14 protein-coding genes are annotated in these 15,945 nt (G+C 39.8%); 7 read left to right on the forward strand and 7 right to left on the reverse strand.

The window, feature by feature from the left end:
* Positions 1-88 precede the first annotated feature (88 nt).
* Positions 89-598 (forward strand): regulatory protein RecX, encoded by a 510-nt coding sequence (locus H7U17_RS13740; protein WP_186757308.1) that lies wholly within the window; start codon positions 89-91, stop codon positions 596-598.
* Here the strand turns inward: H7U17_RS13740 and H7U17_RS13745 are convergent.
* The 4 genes from H7U17_RS13745 to H7U17_RS13760 form a co-directional block, all read right to left on the reverse strand.
* A complete protein-coding gene (locus H7U17_RS13745; RefSeq protein WP_186757309.1) occupies positions 582-1,223 on the reverse strand; it encodes an AlbA family DNA-binding domain-containing protein in 642 nt (213 codons plus the stop codon). The two genes, H7U17_RS13740 and H7U17_RS13745, sit on opposite strands and share 17 nt — an antisense overlap.
* A gap of 12 nt (positions 1,224-1,235) precedes the next feature.
* Entirely contained in the window at positions 1,236-1,673 is a 438-nt protein-coding gene (locus H7U17_RS13750; protein ID WP_186757310.1) for a hypothetical protein, read from the reverse strand.
* Positions 1,674-1,739: 66 nt separating this feature from the next.
* Positions 1,740-3,776: an excinuclease ABC subunit UvrB gene (uvrB, locus tag H7U17_RS13755; protein ID WP_186757311.1), complete on the reverse strand. Its 2,037-nt coding sequence runs from the start codon at positions 3,774-3,776 to the stop codon at positions 1,740-1,742.
* Between the two features lie 51 nt (positions 3,777-3,827).
* Entirely contained in the window at positions 3,828-5,015 is a 1,188-nt protein-coding gene (locus tag H7U17_RS13760) for an Lnb N-terminal periplasmic domain-containing protein (protein WP_186757312.1), read from the reverse strand.
* 124 nt (positions 5,016-5,139) lie between these two features.
* Between H7U17_RS13760 and H7U17_RS13765 the strand changes: the two genes are divergently transcribed.
* Positions 5,140-7,380, forward strand: coding sequence for a T9SS type A sorting domain-containing protein (locus H7U17_RS13765; RefSeq protein ID WP_186757313.1), 2,241 nt, complete (start codon positions 5,140-5,142; stop codon positions 7,378-7,380).
* A gap of 57 nt (positions 7,381-7,437) precedes the next feature.
* On the opposite strand, the gene glmS is transcribed toward H7U17_RS13765, so the two are convergent.
* The 3 genes from glmS to H7U17_RS13780 are packed head-to-tail and all read right to left on the reverse strand — an operon-like array spanning position 7,438 to position 11,482.
* Positions 7,438-9,279, reverse strand: a complete 1,842-nt coding sequence (glmS, locus tag H7U17_RS13770) for a glutamine--fructose-6-phosphate transaminase (isomerizing) (RefSeq protein WP_186757314.1) — start codon at positions 9,277-9,279, stop codon at positions 7,438-7,440.
* A 39-nt stretch (positions 9,280-9,318) separates the two neighbouring features.
* The gene (locus tag H7U17_RS13775; RefSeq protein WP_317172743.1) at positions 9,319-10,743 is read right to left on the reverse strand and encodes a DUF4270 family protein; all 1,425 of its coding nucleotides are present in this window, start codon (positions 10,741-10,743) and stop codon (positions 9,319-9,321) included.
* Positions 10,667-11,482 (reverse strand): glycogen/starch synthase, encoded by an 816-nt coding sequence (locus tag H7U17_RS13780; protein ID WP_186757315.1) that lies wholly within the window; start codon positions 11,480-11,482, stop codon positions 10,667-10,669. The genes H7U17_RS13775 and H7U17_RS13780 overlap by 77 nt, the downstream gene beginning before the upstream one ends.
* A 127-nt stretch (positions 11,483-11,609) precedes the next feature.
* Here H7U17_RS13780 and panC point away from each other — a divergent pair, with 127 nt between their 5' ends.
* The 5 genes from panC to H7U17_RS13805 all read left to right on the forward strand — a co-directional run bounded on the left by panC (position 11,610) and on the right by H7U17_RS13805 (position 15,828).
* Positions 11,610-12,467: a pantoate--beta-alanine ligase gene (panC, locus tag H7U17_RS13785; protein WP_186757316.1), complete on the forward strand. Its 858-nt coding sequence runs from the start codon at positions 11,610-11,612 to the stop codon at positions 12,465-12,467.
* Between the two features lie 30 nt (positions 12,468-12,497).
* A complete protein-coding gene (gene panD, locus H7U17_RS13790) occupies positions 12,498-12,845 on the forward strand; it encodes an aspartate 1-decarboxylase (protein ID WP_186757425.1) in 348 nt (115 codons plus the stop codon).
* A 2-nt stretch (positions 12,846-12,847) separates the two neighbouring features.
* Positions 12,848-13,864 carry a lysylphosphatidylglycerol synthase transmembrane domain-containing protein gene (locus tag H7U17_RS13795; RefSeq protein WP_186757317.1) on the forward strand — a complete coding sequence of 339 codons (1,017 nt, stop codon included), beginning with the start codon at positions 12,848-12,850 and terminating at the stop codon, positions 13,862-13,864.
* Positions 13,865-13,884: 20 nt separating this feature from the next.
* Positions 13,885-14,586 carry a zinc metallopeptidase gene (locus tag H7U17_RS13800; RefSeq protein WP_186757318.1) on the forward strand — a complete coding sequence of 234 codons (702 nt, stop codon included), beginning with the start codon at positions 13,885-13,887 and terminating at the stop codon, positions 14,584-14,586.
* A 102-nt stretch (positions 14,587-14,688) separates the two neighbouring features.
* Entirely contained in the window at positions 14,689-15,828 is a 1,140-nt protein-coding gene (locus H7U17_RS13805; protein WP_186757319.1) for an acyl-CoA dehydrogenase, read from the forward strand.
* Positions 15,829-15,945 lie beyond the last annotated feature (117 nt).

A 15,945-nucleotide genomic window follows, 5' to 3' on the forward strand; every position in this document is an offset into this window, starting at 1 on the left:
TGGTTAGGTTTGATATATTTGATGAGTAAATAAATTTCCTGATTTTTGTAAGGCAGGAAAAGCAATTTCGATGCTAAAATTACATAAAATGTCCTTCCAAAGAAAAGATTATTCAAATGAGCAACAGAAAAAATCACTAAGTCCTTCAGAGGCCAAGGTAAAGATCGCTGCTTTTTGTGCTTATCAGGAAAGAAGCCAACAGGAAGTAAGGGATAAGCTGTACAGTTATGGGCTTTTCAGTGAGGAAGTGGAGGACTTGATTTCTTTAATGATCACTGAGAATTTTTTGAATGAAGAGCGATTTGCCCAATCCTATGTCAGGGGAAAGTTCAACCTAAAAAAGTGGGGAAAAATAAAGATTGAGCAGGGCCTGAAGCAGCATCGAATCACTGTTAATTGCATAAAGTCAGGAATGAGGGAGATTGAACAAGACCAGTACTGGGAGACATTATTGGGACTTGCCCAAAAGAAATGGGACACCACCCATGATAATGATTTGTTTAAGAAGAAGGTAAAAGTCCATCGGTATTTGTTGAGCAGGGGATTTGAGAATGATTTGGTTCAGGCAGCCTTGGAGGAGATTAGGAAAGATGTTTGAGCCTAAATAAATCCTCCTGTTCCTGAGGAACCACCTGCAGTACATTGGCCAGTACCAATCTTACCAAAGTCTTTGAGGCAATAAACCTCGGTAAACGGGCGATTTTTGAATATTCTTTTAAGGTAATGGATTCTTTTTCATTGAGCGCCTGCATGAGTTTGGTTTCCTTATCCCCGTAGTTGAAAATAATATTCTTTTCATTTTTACCCCTGCGAAGGATTTCCCAAACTTCCCTACTAGCTTGCACCGTGCGGTCTTCCACTCTCACATAAGATTTCTTTCGGCCGTCTTCATATAAAAAATGGGGCCTTTTGGGACTTTTTTCAAAATGGAAAACCGCTACTCCCTTTTTTTCATTTATAGGAATGATCGATAATTCATATTGTACTATGGGCCTGATTTTTTCTTTAATGGCCTTTTCCAGCACATATACATCCTCTTCAATATACCTTTGGCCACTTACAGTTTTATCATCATCCACCCCTATCATGAGGTAGCCACCATCAGTGTTGGACAGGGCAATGATTTCTCTGACAATTTTCTCAGGGTGTGACGCCTTTTTTTTGAATTCAATATGTAAGCCTTCACCCTTTTGGGCCAGTCTTGTCACTTCCTGAAGTGTCATTTCTTTATTCTTTTAGTTGATCAAAAAGCTCAATCCAGCTCTTAAACCTGCTACATTGCTTACCGCATAATAATCCACTATTCCCTCTAGACGCAATCTGTAAGACAGGTTAAAGGTATATCCTGCTCCAAAAGCAATATCGCTATTCTTTCCTATCAAGCCCCTCATTCTGATAAAGGCTGGTTCCAATGGGTAAAATCTGCCACCTAAGCTAACTTGGTTTGGTCTATTATAGTTAAACTCATATCCACCAGAAAAGGATATATTATGCCAGTGAAAATAATTGGCTTCTACACCAATTTGGTATCTTCTGATGACTCCCGGTGCATCTGTTTTGACCAGGTCCAAAGCACCAGATATCAAATAACTGCCTGCTGCTTGTTGTGCATGTGCTTCCTTGCTTGCCCACAAAAATAGCGGGAAAGCCATTAGCATTAAAATTTTTTTCATTTGTAATATTCTGTCAATTGGTGGTGGAAAAATAACATCCTGATTTTCAAAAACCAGTAGCATTTATCAGTCCATACGTTTGAGCTCTTCCAGTCTTTTCTTTAATCCCTGCCATTCATCTCTTAAACGGGCGGCCTCCATAAAATTAAGTTCCTTGGCTGCTTTTTCCATTTGTTTTTGGGTTTGCGGGATAAGTTTTTCCAGCTTATCCTTGCTCAAATATTGTACCACAGGATCTGCTGCATAGGCTTGATCATCCGTAAAGTGATCATCATAGAACTTGGCATTCTTTTTACTGTCTGCCACTTTGGTTTGTCCCATGATTTTTTCTTTGGATTTGATGACTGTTTTTGGAGTGATGCCATGCTCTTCATTATATGCAATTTGAATTCCTCTCCTTCTTTTCGTCTCATCTATGGCTCGCTGCATGGAGGCAGTTACCTTATCTGCATACATGATCACCCGACCGTTTTCATTTCTCGCTGCTCTACCGATAGTCTGTACCAAACTCCTTTCATTTCTCAGGAACCCTTCTTTATCTGCATCTAAAATGGCCACGAGGGAAACTTCAGGTAAGTCCAACCCTTCCCTTAGTAGGTTAACCCCTACCAAAACATCAAAAATACCCAAACGTAATTCCCTAAGGATTTCCACCCTGTCCAGAGATTTTACTTCGGAGTGTATATAACGACATTTGATGCCAGCTCTTTCCAAGAATTTATTAAGCTCTTCTGCCATTCTTTTGGTCAAGGTGGTCACCAAGACTCTGTCACCCTGCTTAATGGTCTGGTCGATTTCCTCCAATAGGTCATCGATCTGGTTCCCACTTGGCCTCACATCTATCAGTGGATCCAGTAGACCCGTTGGACGGATAATCTGCTCCACCACTACGCCATCAGTTTGGTTCAGTTCATAATCTGCTGGTGTAGCGCTTACATAGATGAGCTGATTGGTAAGGGATTCAAATTCATCAAATTTCAGCGGTCGGTTGTCCAAAGCAGAAGGTAGCCTAAAGCCAAAGTCCACCAAATTGACCTTTCTGGAGCGGTCACCGCCCCACATGGCCCTGATCTGTGGGATGGTCACATGACTTTCGTCTATGACCATCAAGAAGTCATCTGGGAAATAATCCAAGAGGCAGAAAGGTCGGGCTCCTGCAGATCTTCTGTCGAAATACCTGGAATAGTTTTCCACACCTGAACAATAGCCCAATTCCCTGATCATTTCAAGATCAAATTCGGTTCTCTCCCTTAATCTGGTCGCTTCTTCCAATCTCATATCCTTTTCAAAAAAGGAAATCTGGGCCATCAAATCATCTTGGATTTCTTTGATGGCCACATCTATGACATCTCTGCCTGTCACAAACAGGTTGGCCGGGAAAATCGTAATCAGTTTTTCACTGGATAGTTTTTTACCAGTAGCAGGATCAATGCGCTGAATGGCCTCTATTTCATCTCCCCAGAAATAAATTCTGTAGGCAAAGTCTGCATAGGCCACAAAGATATCTACCGTATCACCCTTCACCCTAAATGTACCATGTTTGAAATCTGCATTGGCCCGGCTGTAGAGGATATCCACCAATTTAAAAAGCAATTGGTTTCTTGGGATTCGGTCTCCTTCCTGAAGTTTGACTACATTCTTTCCAAATTCTTCTGGATTTCCGATACCATAGATGCATGAAACAGAAGCTACTACGATAACATCCCTACGTCCTGATAGCAGGGCTGAAGTGGCGCTAAGTCTTAATTTTTCTATTTCTTCATTGATCGAAAGATCCTTTTCAATATATACTCCACTGGTGGGGATAAAAGCTTCTGGTTGATAATAATCATAGTAGGAAATAAAATACTCTACTGAATTTTCAGGAAAAAACTGCTTGAACTCGCCATAAAGCTGGGCTGCCAAGGTTTTGTTGTGACAGAGTACTAAAGTAGGTTTTTGGACTTCCTGAATTACATTGGCAACTGTAAAGGTTTTGCCCGAACCAGTTACCCCTAAAAGTACTTGGGAAGGTTCTCCTGCATTGATCCCCTCAGAGAGGTTTTTGATAGCGGCTGGTTGGTCGCCTGTAGGACTGTAATCAGATATTATTTTGAAATCCATGGTTTTTCTTTAGTGTCCTTAACTAACGTTTATTCGATGGGTAAAAGTTTATTAAACTTTTACATTCCTTTTATATGCTTTCAACCTGTCTAAGTTATAATAAAGGTAATTAGTTCTTAAAATGATCACCAAGATAAAGGGCAATACGCTTGGATGGAAAGATTGCCAGCCCAATATCCAAAATACAATGGCAGCATCTGCCATGATAAGGGCAAATAGTAAATACTTCTTTACCCATTCTGCAGGATATTTTTGGTTCAGACCATAAACTAAAACTCCATGTAATGGAAAGGCCCATAAAAGGTTCCAATTATACTTGGTGGCAGTATGTTCCGTAAAGAACCAAAGGGATATTACTACTAATCCTAAAAGGCTAAGTAAAAGAAAAAGTCCTTGATCAAGACCAATATAGAGTCGTTTCTTTTTGAAGCCAATATAGGTGAATACCATAAATACGATGGCTATCAACCAAAACAGAAAGTAAGGATTGAAGATACTGTTTTCAATGTTAACAGGTGGAAGGTTCAGGACAGTAGATTGACTTTTTACCAGGGGTCTTGTGGGGCCATCTCCTACAATTTCAGCTCTACCAAAGGCAGCTTCCATATAGTCAGGAAGGAATTGCTTTTGTCTTTCATTAGCTGGAATATCTATAACACTCCCCAAGGCAAGGTCAATGCCCAAGTCTCCCCAAGGCAATGGAAGGACATATTCATCTATCAAGTTTCTAAAAGTTTTTTCATCAGCATCAATAGGGTTTTTCCACTCCAGTTGATCGCCCAGAACTACCTCCAGCATATCTCTGATCCTGGTAGCACAATTGTCATAGAAGAAATCATAGCGGTAATAGCGGTTGTCAGGCTGGTAGTTGATTTGCAGGAATTCGACTGCTTTAGCAGCTTGCTGTGGATTGAGATCCAACACTTGCTCTCTTACTGCTCTTCCTGAATAGGAATAATGTTCAATAAATGACTGGTAAGTACTTATGCTAAGTTTATAGTCCAATTTTCCTTGAGCAAATTTCAAATAGAAATTTGGCGTGTCAAAGTCAAAGGTTCCATAGTTAAAAATTAGATCCCTACCTGTTTTTTGATCTGTTACCCTCACAGCACTATGACCAAAAATGCTGTAAAGCTCGGTTCCTGGGTCACATGTCAAAAGGCTGATTCTATATTCTTGTGCACTTAATAGCTTAGAAGTCAGTAGAATAAGTGAAAAAATTAATCCTATTTTTTTCATCTTTTTTAATATCTTATTAAATTGGATTCCATCGAATTTTTTAACGATGAATTTTTTATTGCGTCTTGATTTTTTTAGGGTTTATATCCCAAAACGAAATTACAAGATAATATCCATAATTTTTATGACCGTAAGGATATTATCCCAGAATACCTATGCCCAATCAGTCGGAGCTTATCGAAGTATTGCAAGTGGCTATTTTGATCAGGTGAACATTTGGGAAATTTATGATGGTACTACTTGGGTGGCTGCAAGTGCCAAACCTGATGATAGTCACGATGTATATATTGAATATGGGCATAAGGTAACACTTCAACAAAACGAATCAGTACATGCTTTATTTCTAAATGCCCAAACAGGTACGGGTGAAAAGTTGGATCTTAATGATTTTCAATTGGAAATCTACGGGAGTCTTAATGCTTATGATGGTGCAGCACCGGGTACTCCAACTGGAACTTGGAATACTATTGATTGGATAGGTAGTAGTGTGAATAGTCAATTGGTCTTTAAGGGAAGTTCAAGAGTGGTTATTCCAAGTGGCGCTTGGAGTGCTTTTACTACCAGAAGTCGGTATACCATGGTTTTTGATGCGGATCCTGGAGAGGTTTTAAGGATTCAAGAAGCAGTGAAAGCTAATAAATTTGTGATTAAAAATGGAAAGGTGATTCAGGAGGGTGTTCCAGGAGTAGACTGTGCCAGTTTTTCTTTCAATAATGATCCAGCAGTGATTGGTGCTTATGGAGATTTGGTAATTGAGAATGGGGCAAGCTTGGAGTCGGATTGTTCTGAGGGAATTCTTTTTCGATCGGCCAGTGGCTTGGTTCCAGCGTCGTTATTGGATTTGGAAGATGGAGCCGATTTGATTTTTAATGCCAATGATCCAGAAATAAATGCTGCTAGCGTGAATTTAGATGGAACCGTTTATTATGCTTCCAGTTCAGGAAACCAAAATTTTGTAAGTACCAGTATGTTGGGTGCTGTTTTACCGATTAGGTATAATCATCTTGTTTTTCAGGGTAATGCACAAAAGTACTTGCCAGCAGTATTAGAGGTAGCGGGAAATGTGGAAAAAATAAATGGAGGCAATATTGTGGATAACAATACCAATTTATTAATAAATGGATCCGCTGATCAGGTGGTTGCTGGTTTTGCGCTTACTGTATCAGACTTGGAAGTTGACAAATCTGCAGGGATGCTGATATTGGATAATAATCTTCAAATCATAAATGATTTCAAAATGATTCAGGGAGCAATTGATTTTGATAATCATGATTTATATATCAACAGTGGTGGCTTAGGTTCCTACCAGTATTCAGCGGGTAGTTGGCATAACCTTTTTCAGCTTCAATATGGTCAAATTCCAGTTATTTTGAATAGTACAAATGCTACTTTTCCTTTTGTGGATAAGTATGAAGATGGAATAAGGAAAGTGCAATTGGAAGGTGTTCATACTGCTTTAAGTTCAGTACTTTCCATTACTTATCAACAGGTGCCAGGAGTAGACCATCATGCCAACTTCCTGGATGATGATGGAACCAATATTCTGTATCAGCTCAATAGCTATTTTACTTTAAATACTGGGTCCAGTGATAATGTCGATTTGATTCTTAGGATTTCTGCTGATGATCTCATTGTGGATAATGTCAATGATATTCGGATAGTTGGGGATCATATTGCTGCTGAAGGAGATCACTTGTTAGCAGAGGATGATGCAGGAGAATTTTTTGCCAGGCGGGAGTTGTCACTGAGTGAAATGGACGGGGGAAAATTCACCATTGGAAGTTATGTTACTGCTTCTATACTTCCTTTGGATTGGTTGTCTTATTCTGCAAAGGAAGACGGCGCGGATAACCTGGTTTTTTGGACTGTAGAGGAAGAGCAAAGTATTGATAAATATGATATTTATCGCTCCATAATGGGTGTGGATAAGTTTGAATTAATCGGCTATATGTCCCTGAAGGATAATAACCAATTCATCAATACTTATGTGTTCAGGGATAGTGTTTCTTTGAGTTATCCACAGGTGTATTATAAGATTGGAGCTGTCGAGAAATCCGGAGAAATTCAGTTTTCGCCCGTATTTGGGCTTTTTAGAGGATGGGATCAAATCGAAGATTTAAGGATTTTTCCAAATCCTTATCAAACTGGAACTATTCACATTGAAGTGCCGGAAAATTTATATGCAAAAAGAGTATGGATACGAATTAAGAATATGCAGGGTGTGAATATTTATTCCATAAATGGTATATATAAAGATATTCAATTGTCTTTTAATGATAAGCTGAAACAACTTTCAGGTGGAGTGTATATAGTTTCATTTTTTACAAATAATGAAGCGTTTACCACAAAGTGGATTAAACAATAAAAGACGCTGGATTAAATAGTCCAGCGTCTTTTATTGTTTGTTTTGGATATTAATTTATTATTCTACTGTAACGGACTTGGCCAGATTTCTAGGTTGGTCCACATTACACCCGCGCATAACAGCAATATGGTAAGAAAGCTGCTGCAAAGGAATCACAGAAATCAAAGGGACAAAAGCTTCGTGAGCCTTAGGGATTTCAATGACATGATCAGCCATCTTTTTCACCGTTTCATCACCTTCTGTTACCACGGCAATGATTTTTCCCTTTCTTGCTTTTACCTCTTGGATATTGCTGACTACTTTCTCATAGGAGCTGTCTTGGGTAGCGATGAAAACTACAGGCATTTCCTCATCAATCAAAGCAATGGGGCCATGTTTCATCTCAGCTGCAGGATAGCCTTCAGCATGTATATAAGAAATCTCCTTTAGCTTCAATGCGCCCTCCAAAGCCACCGGGAAATTATATCCCCTACCTAGGTAAAGGAAGTTGCTGGCGTCCTTATACTGTGCAGATATTTTTTCTATTTGCTCATTAAGCTTCAAGGTCTTTTCAACTTTTGCTGGAATGGCCTCCAATTCGCTTAAAAGCTGCATATACTTGCTTTCAGGTAAAGTCCCTCTTTGGTAGCCCAACATGAGGGCCATCATGGAAAGTACGGAGATTTGGGCCGTAAAAGCTTTTGTGGAGGCAACACCGATTTCTGGTCCAGCGTGGGTATAAGACCCCGCATGGGTTGCTCTGGCAATGGAAGATCCCACTACATTACAAACACCAAAGATGGTTGCGCCCTTTGATTTGGCTAGCTCAATGGCCGCCAAAGTATCCGCTGTTTCACCAGACTGGGAAATGGCAATGACGAAATCCTTGCTGTTGATGACTGGGTTTCTGTACCTGAATTCCGAGGCATATTCTACCTCAACAGGCACTCTGGCGAATTCTTCAAAGAGATATTCTGCCACCAAGCCAGCATGCCAACTGGTACCACAAGCAGTGATAATGATCCTGTCGGCATTTTGGAACTTGTTCATATAGTCCCTTAATCCGCCTAAGACCAGTCTGCCACCTTTGGCATCCAACCTACCACGCATACAATCTGCAATGGATCTGGGTTGCTCGCTGATTTCTTTAAGCATAAAGTGATCAAATCCACCTTTTTCGATGGACTCTAACTCCATCTCCAATTGGTTGATATAAGGGTGTGTCTCTACATTCTCAATGGTTTTGATCTGTAGTTTGGCATCCCGAATCACGGCGATTTCATAGTCGTCCAGGTAGACCACTTGATTGGTGTACTCCACGATGGGGGTGGCATCAGATGCCAGGAAGAATTCATCTTCTCCCACTCCTATGACCAATGGTGATCCCTTTCTTGCAGCAATCAGTGTGTCCGGTTCATCCTTGTGCATCAAAACAATCGCATAAGCGCCCACGATTTTATGCAGGGCCAAGCGCACAGCCTCTTCAATGCTGCAGTTGTTGTTTTGATAAATGTCTTCAATAAAGTTGATGAAGACTTCGGAATCCGTTTCGCTGTGAAAGGTGTATCCCTTATTGATCAGGTCAGTTTTCAACACATCATAGTTTTCGATGATCCCGTTGTGAATCATGGCGAAATTTTCTGATGAGGAATAGTGAGGGTGGGCGTTGACATCGTTGGGTTCACCATGCGTTGCCCATCTCGTATGACCTATCCCGATATGGGAGTGGAGGTTGGGGTTGTCTAAAAGGGAGTTTTCCAATTCGGAAACTTTCCCCTTTTTTTTGTAGACATTCAGGCCGGCTTCATTTAGTAAGGCCACACCGGCACTGTCGTAGCCTCGATATTCGAGTCTTTTTAGGCCTTTTATGATGACAGGCAGGGCTTCCTGCTTGCCAACATAGGCTACAATTCCACACATAAAAGTTTTTGTTTATTAGGGTCGGAAATTTATTTAAAGCTATCTCATTTTAGTATAGAAAATTTTAAGTTTGATAGAGTTTTGATTCAGTACATATTCTCTTAGAGAACGGATATCGTCCGGTTGATAGAATGGAGCACTTTGTGTGCTAGGTGTTCTTGGAAATAATAAAATATCGTTTCTTTCTAAATCTGTTCTGAAAAGAGAATTTATATATGAGCTAATGCTGATTTCGTAATTGAACTTCTCAGAATTGAAGAGTAATGGGTTGGCTCCTGCTGGAGTAAATGCAGGGATTACATTTCCATCCTCATCAGTTACGGTTTGGTTATATCCGTCTGATTGAATGGATAAAAGAATTCCGTCTGCTTCCCTAGTTAGGATTTTGTTGGTTTCATCCGTAAAGTAAGGAATTAAACTTGCGGGTGGAAGTTTACCATCAGGGAAATTCTCAACCGGTCCAAGCTCCAACAGCGCTTGGTTAAAGGTAACATTTTCTAAGGTATCAAGGAAATTTGAAAGTGGTTCCATGTCTAATTTTGCCACCAATCCCAAAAGGTTTTTACCACCAACTAGATTTCCTACATCATAGGCTTTATTTTTTTCTATAACAGCTTCTGTCGGCGTGCCCGATTTCTCTGTTAAGACTCCATTAAAATGTCTGGATTCTAAAGTGTAGATTGTGTATGAAGTGGATACCGTATCGTCCTCATCCTCGTGATAATAAATTTTGATCCCAGTTGCTTCTCCGGCAAATACATTAATAGCGGTTTCCTCATCAGGGTTTCCCTTTAATGCAAAGCCCGGCAAGTAATTTCTAAATGAAAAAACATCGTTAAAGATAGGATCATCATTTTGTAGCTTAGTGAAAAGATCCATCGCAAAGGTCTCATCCATATTCATGGCTACCAATGTGTCCGAATTTTCCTTCAGCATAAAAGATCCCGTAGCAAAAGGGCTTTCCTCATATGCTAAGTGATCGAAATTATAATAAGTGGTATCCAGTATTGGTTCCGTGAGTTTATGGGCAGAAAAGCTTTTGAGGTTGTCCAAATCCTCTGCTGTCAAGGAGGTAATATTTAAATTGAACCTGGCTGAGTCAAAAATGGCTTCAGTACTTGGCTTGGTCCTGTCAGGATCAAAATTCATCCTACTGTAGCCGATGGATTCGGTCCTACCGAAATACTCACTATTATCGCCTCCTACGACTAACCTGCCTGGATTGGTGGTATTGAGGGAATCTACATCCACCAAATAAGCAGAAAGGGGTATTTCTGCATAGAAAACCCCTATCTGATTTATATCTGGGTCCAATATCAATCCAGCATCAGATGGATCGGTACAGGAACTATTTATCGTGGTAGATACTAGTAATAAACCTGCCAGCTTAGCCTGCCAGGTCCGTATAGATGTTGTAGTAACTTTCAAAAAGTTGTTCTTCTTCGTCTTCGTTGTTAATCTCACACTTTTTATCTTTAGAGCACTCTTCAATGATTTGATTCAGACTGTCAGAGATTTCATCGCCTTTGATCACAACATCAGCATATTCCATACCTATTTTAAGGAATCCTTCATAGTCTTTGGACTTCAAAGGTGCCAAGATGCTGTCGTCTATGTCAACCATTTTGACTTTCTCCAACAAATCATCGCCAAATTTATGATTAAATCCGTTATTATAAATAGTAAAGACTGATTTTGTGTCTTTGAATAACGGTTCGTTTTTATAGGTCGTTTTTAAGTATAATGGAATCAAGCTCGTCATCCAGTCATTGCAATGTACAACATCTGGCGCCCAGCCCAATTTTTTAACTGTTTCAATTACTCCTTTACAGAAGAAAATGGCTCTCTCGTCATTGTCTTCATAGAATTTTTCTTGTTTGTCAAAGAAAACGCTTTTCCTCTGGAAATAGTCTTCATTGTCTATAAAATAAACTTGAAGTTTTGCGTTTGGAATGGAAGCAACCTTGATAATCAATGGTTTTTCCTCCTCACCGACAGAAATGTTGATTCCTGAAAGTCTTACCACTTCATGCAACCTGTTCTTTCTTTCATTGATCAAACCAAATCTAGGAACAAGAATACGGATTTCCATTCCTTTCTCTTGCATGGCCTGTGGTAAAGCCCTGACAAAGTTGGCAACCTCAGAGGTTTGAAGAAATGGATTGATTTCACTTGCTACGTAGAGAATACGAAGTTTAGACATATCTTGTTTTTTTTATTGAGGGATAATACGGGACTACAAAGATACAAAAAAAATTACAAAAACCCATTGATATTATCCAGAATAATTTACTTTTGCTCCTATTTTGCAAAGCAAAATCCAATGTCAAGTGAAAATAATTAAAACAAAACATCAGGCTAAAGATCAGCTGCTTAAGTATAAAAACGTAGGGAAATCCATAGGCTTGGTGCCCACTATGGGGGCTTTGCATGAGGGTCATTTGAATTTAGTGGAAAAGTCCAAATATCATTCTGATGTGACTGTGGTTTCGATATTTGTCAACCCTACCCAATTCAATAATTTGGCTGATTTGGAGAAATATCCTAGGACTGTTGAAGAGGACCTTAAATTGCTGGAAAGCAAAGGGGTAGATTATGTGTTTCTTCCTGATGTGGAAGAAATGTATCCACAAGAGGCAAAGTTGAAAATGGATTTTGGTGATTTGGAGACCATTCTTGAGGGAGCTTTAAGGCCAGGGCATTTCAATGGGGTTGGTATAGTGGTTTCTAAACTGTTTCATATCATCAATCCAGATTATGCCTATTTTGGACAAAAGGACTTGCAACAGGTAGCCATTATCCGGCAAATGGTCAATGACCTTTCTTTTGGGGTGGAATTGGTGGTGGTTCCAACAGTACGGGAAGCGGATGGCTTGGCCATGTCATCTAGAAACAGGAGGTTAAATCCAGCGGATAGAAAAAATGCTTTAGTGCTCTATGAATCAATGGTTTTTGCTAAAAATGAACTTTTAGCAGGTAGGACTTGGTTTGAGCTTAAAGACAAAATACAACACAAATTTAATCAGTTAGATGGGGTGAAGCTCGAATATTTTGAGCTAGTTGAGACTGATACCCTTAATATTGTTGTTGAGCAACATATTACGGATTTTGATCAAGGTAAAAAATATTCACTTTGCACTGCTGCTTTTGTTGGAGATGTAAGGTTAATCGACAACTTACCAATTTAATGTTTAAATTTGTGGCAAATTTATAGAATGATGCAAATTCAGTTATTGAAATCTAAGATTCACAGGGTTAAGATTACACAGGCAGAGCTCCATTATGTAGGGAGTATTACTATTGATGAGGATTTGATGGATGCTGCCAATATGATTGAGAATGAAAAGGTGCAGATCGTTAATATCAATAATGGTGAGCGACTGGAAACCTATGTGATCAAGGGAGAAAGAGGCAGTGGAATGGTATGTCTGAATGGGCCAGCTGCAAGAAAAGCGCAGGTAGGAGATGTGGTGATAATTATTTCTTATGCAAGTATGGATTTTGAAGAAGCCAAAAAGTACAAGCCAATAGTAATATTTCCAGATGATGCTAACAAATTGATATAAGCTTGAAACTATCTCTAAAGCAGTGGATCCAAGTATTGGTCTCACTTTCAGTGGCCATTTGGATCTTTTGGTTCTTATATAAGGATATTAAAATGGAAAGCCTGTTGGATGCACTTCAGCAGGCTTCACTTTTTTGGATAGGGCTGTCTATCCTTGTGTCCACGCTTGGTTTTTGGATCAGGGCTTGGCGTTGGAAGCTGTTGATCAATGCCGATTTGGATGAAAAGGTTTCTACCATAAGAAGCTTCTGGGCTTTGATGGTGGGATATCTAGTGAATATGCTTGCCCCAAGGGCCGGAGAAGTAGTGAGGTGTGGTGTTTTGAAGAAAACCAATCGCCTTCAAGTGAGCAAATTGCTGGGGACGGTGATATTGGAGCGTTCAGTTGATCTGCTGTTTATGCTGTTGGTGATTGTCTTGGCCTTTGTTTTGGAGAGAGATGTTTTTCTGGATCTAACGGCGGACTTGATTTCCGTTGATAACCTCAAAGGAATTTTGCTCAACTATTTGCCCATATTGCTTGGAGGGCTATTGTTATTGATTATTGTTATTTATTGGATCAGAAGCAGATACCGTGACCATGGTTTGGTGCAAAAGTTCCAGCATTTTATGCGTGAGTTTATTTCCGGTCTCAAAAGTGTTTCAAGAATGGAGCACAGATTGGGCTTTTGGCTATCTTCAATTATTATTTGGGTAATATACTTTCTGATGATGTATTTTATATCATTAGGAATACCTTCAACTGCCAATTTGTCTCCCTCATCTGTTTTAGTGGTGATGGTGATGGGTAGTATTGGCATGATTGCTCCTGTTCAAGGTGGGATAGGTACTTTCCACGCACTTGTTGCCTTTATTTTGATGACATATGGTCTTAGTGAAGAAGAGGGCAAAATATTTGCGGTAATTGTTCATAGTTCTCAGGTTTTGATAGTGGTATTGGTGGGTGTCATTAGTTTATTGGCGGTGGCAAAAATCTCTTTAATATCAAAACCAGCAACTAATGAGTTGCGTATTAAGTAAGTGTTTAAATAAACAAGAATATGTTATTAATCTTAATTGTTATTGTATTTGGGATTTTAGGCTTTGTGGTAAGCAGTAAGCTTAAAAGGAAATTTAAGAAATATTCCCAAACAACGCTTCAATCCAATTTGTCCGGTAAGGAAATTGCTGAACTGATGCTTGCCGATCATGGTATTCATAATGTGTCTGTAAATTGTGTAGAGGGCCAATTGAGCGATCATTATAATCCGCAGAACAAGACGGTAAATTTAAGTCCAGATGTATATTATGGAAGAAATGCTGCTGCTACCGCTGTAGCAGCTCACGAGTGTGGTCACGCTGTACAGCATGCCCAGGCTTACGCATGGCTAGGCCTTCGTTCTGCTATGGTGCCCATGCAAAATGCGAGTGGTAAGATCTTGAACTTTGTGTTGATAGCTTCCCTATTTGGTGGCTGGGCTTTGTTTGGTTCTATTGGAGGATCGCTTCCAGTGATAGGTGCTGTTGTAGTAGGTGCTTATAGTATTATGACCTTGTTCACCTTTGTTACCTTGCCGGTGGAATTTGATGCCAGTAAAAGGGCATTGGCTTGGGTACAGGAAAGGAATATTGTGACAAGCTCTGAATATGGGATGTCCAAAGATGCCTTGAAATGGGCTGCCATGACTTATGTGGTAGCTGCCCTGGCTTCACTGGCCACACTAGCGTACTATGCCTCTGTCTTTTTTGGGGGCAGGGACTAAATGAAAAATTATTCAATATTAGATATTTGAAAAGGGGCAAGAGATTGCCCCTTTTGTTTTTTTGGGCTATATTCCTCTATTCTATAAATAAACCCAAAACAAATGAATTTTACCCTCACAGAAGAACAAATTGCAGTTAGAGAGGCTGCGAGAGATTTTGCCCGTGCTGAACTTTTTCCCGGAGTAATTGATCGAGATACCCACGTTACTTTCCCTAAGGACCAAGTTAAACAGATGGGGGAATTGGGCTTTTTAGGGATGATGGTAGATCCCAAGTATAATGGTGGAGGGATGGATACAGTGTCCTATGTTTTGGCCATGGAGGAGATTTCTAAAATTGATGCTTCTGCATCAGTGGCCATGTCCGTTAATAATAGCTTGGTGTGTTGGGGGCTGGAAAAATATGGGAGCGAAGCGCAAAAGCAAAAATACCTTAAGCCCCTTGCTGCTGGGGAGCTCCTTGGTGCTTTTTGTCTTTCAGAGCCTGAAGCAGGTTCAGATGCTACTTCGCAAAGGACCATTGCTGAGGACAAAGGAGATTATTACTTAATCAATGGTACTAAAAACTGGATTACCAATGGAAGTACAGCGAGCGTTTATCTAGTCATTGCTCAGACAGATCCCGAAAGGAAGCATAAGGGTATCTCCGTATTTATTGTTGAGAAGGATATGGAAGGCTTCGTGGTAGGCAAAAAAGAAGATAAATTAGGCATTCGGGGTTCTGATACCCATTCCCTTATGTTCAATGATGTAAAAGTCCCAAAGGAAAACCGGATTGGCGAGGACGGCTTTGGTTTTTCCTTTGCTATGGAAACCTTGGATGGAGGAAGAATTGGGATTGCTGCTCAGGCATTGGGGATTGCTTCAGGCGCCTATGACCTGGCTTTGGCCTATTCCAAGGAAAGAAAAACCTTTGGCAAGCCTATTAGTCAGCACCAAGCTATTCAGTTTAAATTGGCAGATATGGCCACTGAGATAGAAGCCGCAAGGCTATTGGTAATGAAAGCGGCATGGCTCAAGGACCAAGGAATGGATTATGGTCATGCCAGTGCCATGGCTAAGTTATATGCTTCTAAGGTGGCTATGGATGTTACGATAGAAGCTGTCCAAATCCATGGCGGATATGGATTTGTCAAAGAATATCATGTAGAAAGGCTAATGAGAGATGCAAAAATTACCCAGATTTATGAAGGAACTAGCGAAATTCAAAAAATAGTTATATCTCGATCCCTATTAAGATAATAGACAAGAGGTTAAAAAAATACAATGTTTGGCAAAAAAATGTATAAATATTTTATCGGGCTGAAATAATGTATTATTTTTATTATATAAATGTTAAAAAAGTCATACTTTTACGCA

The organism is Echinicola salinicaeni (assembly GCF_014280965.1).
GTDB lineage: Bacteria > Bacteroidota > Bacteroidia > Cytophagales > Cyclobacteriaceae > Echinicola > Echinicola salinicaeni.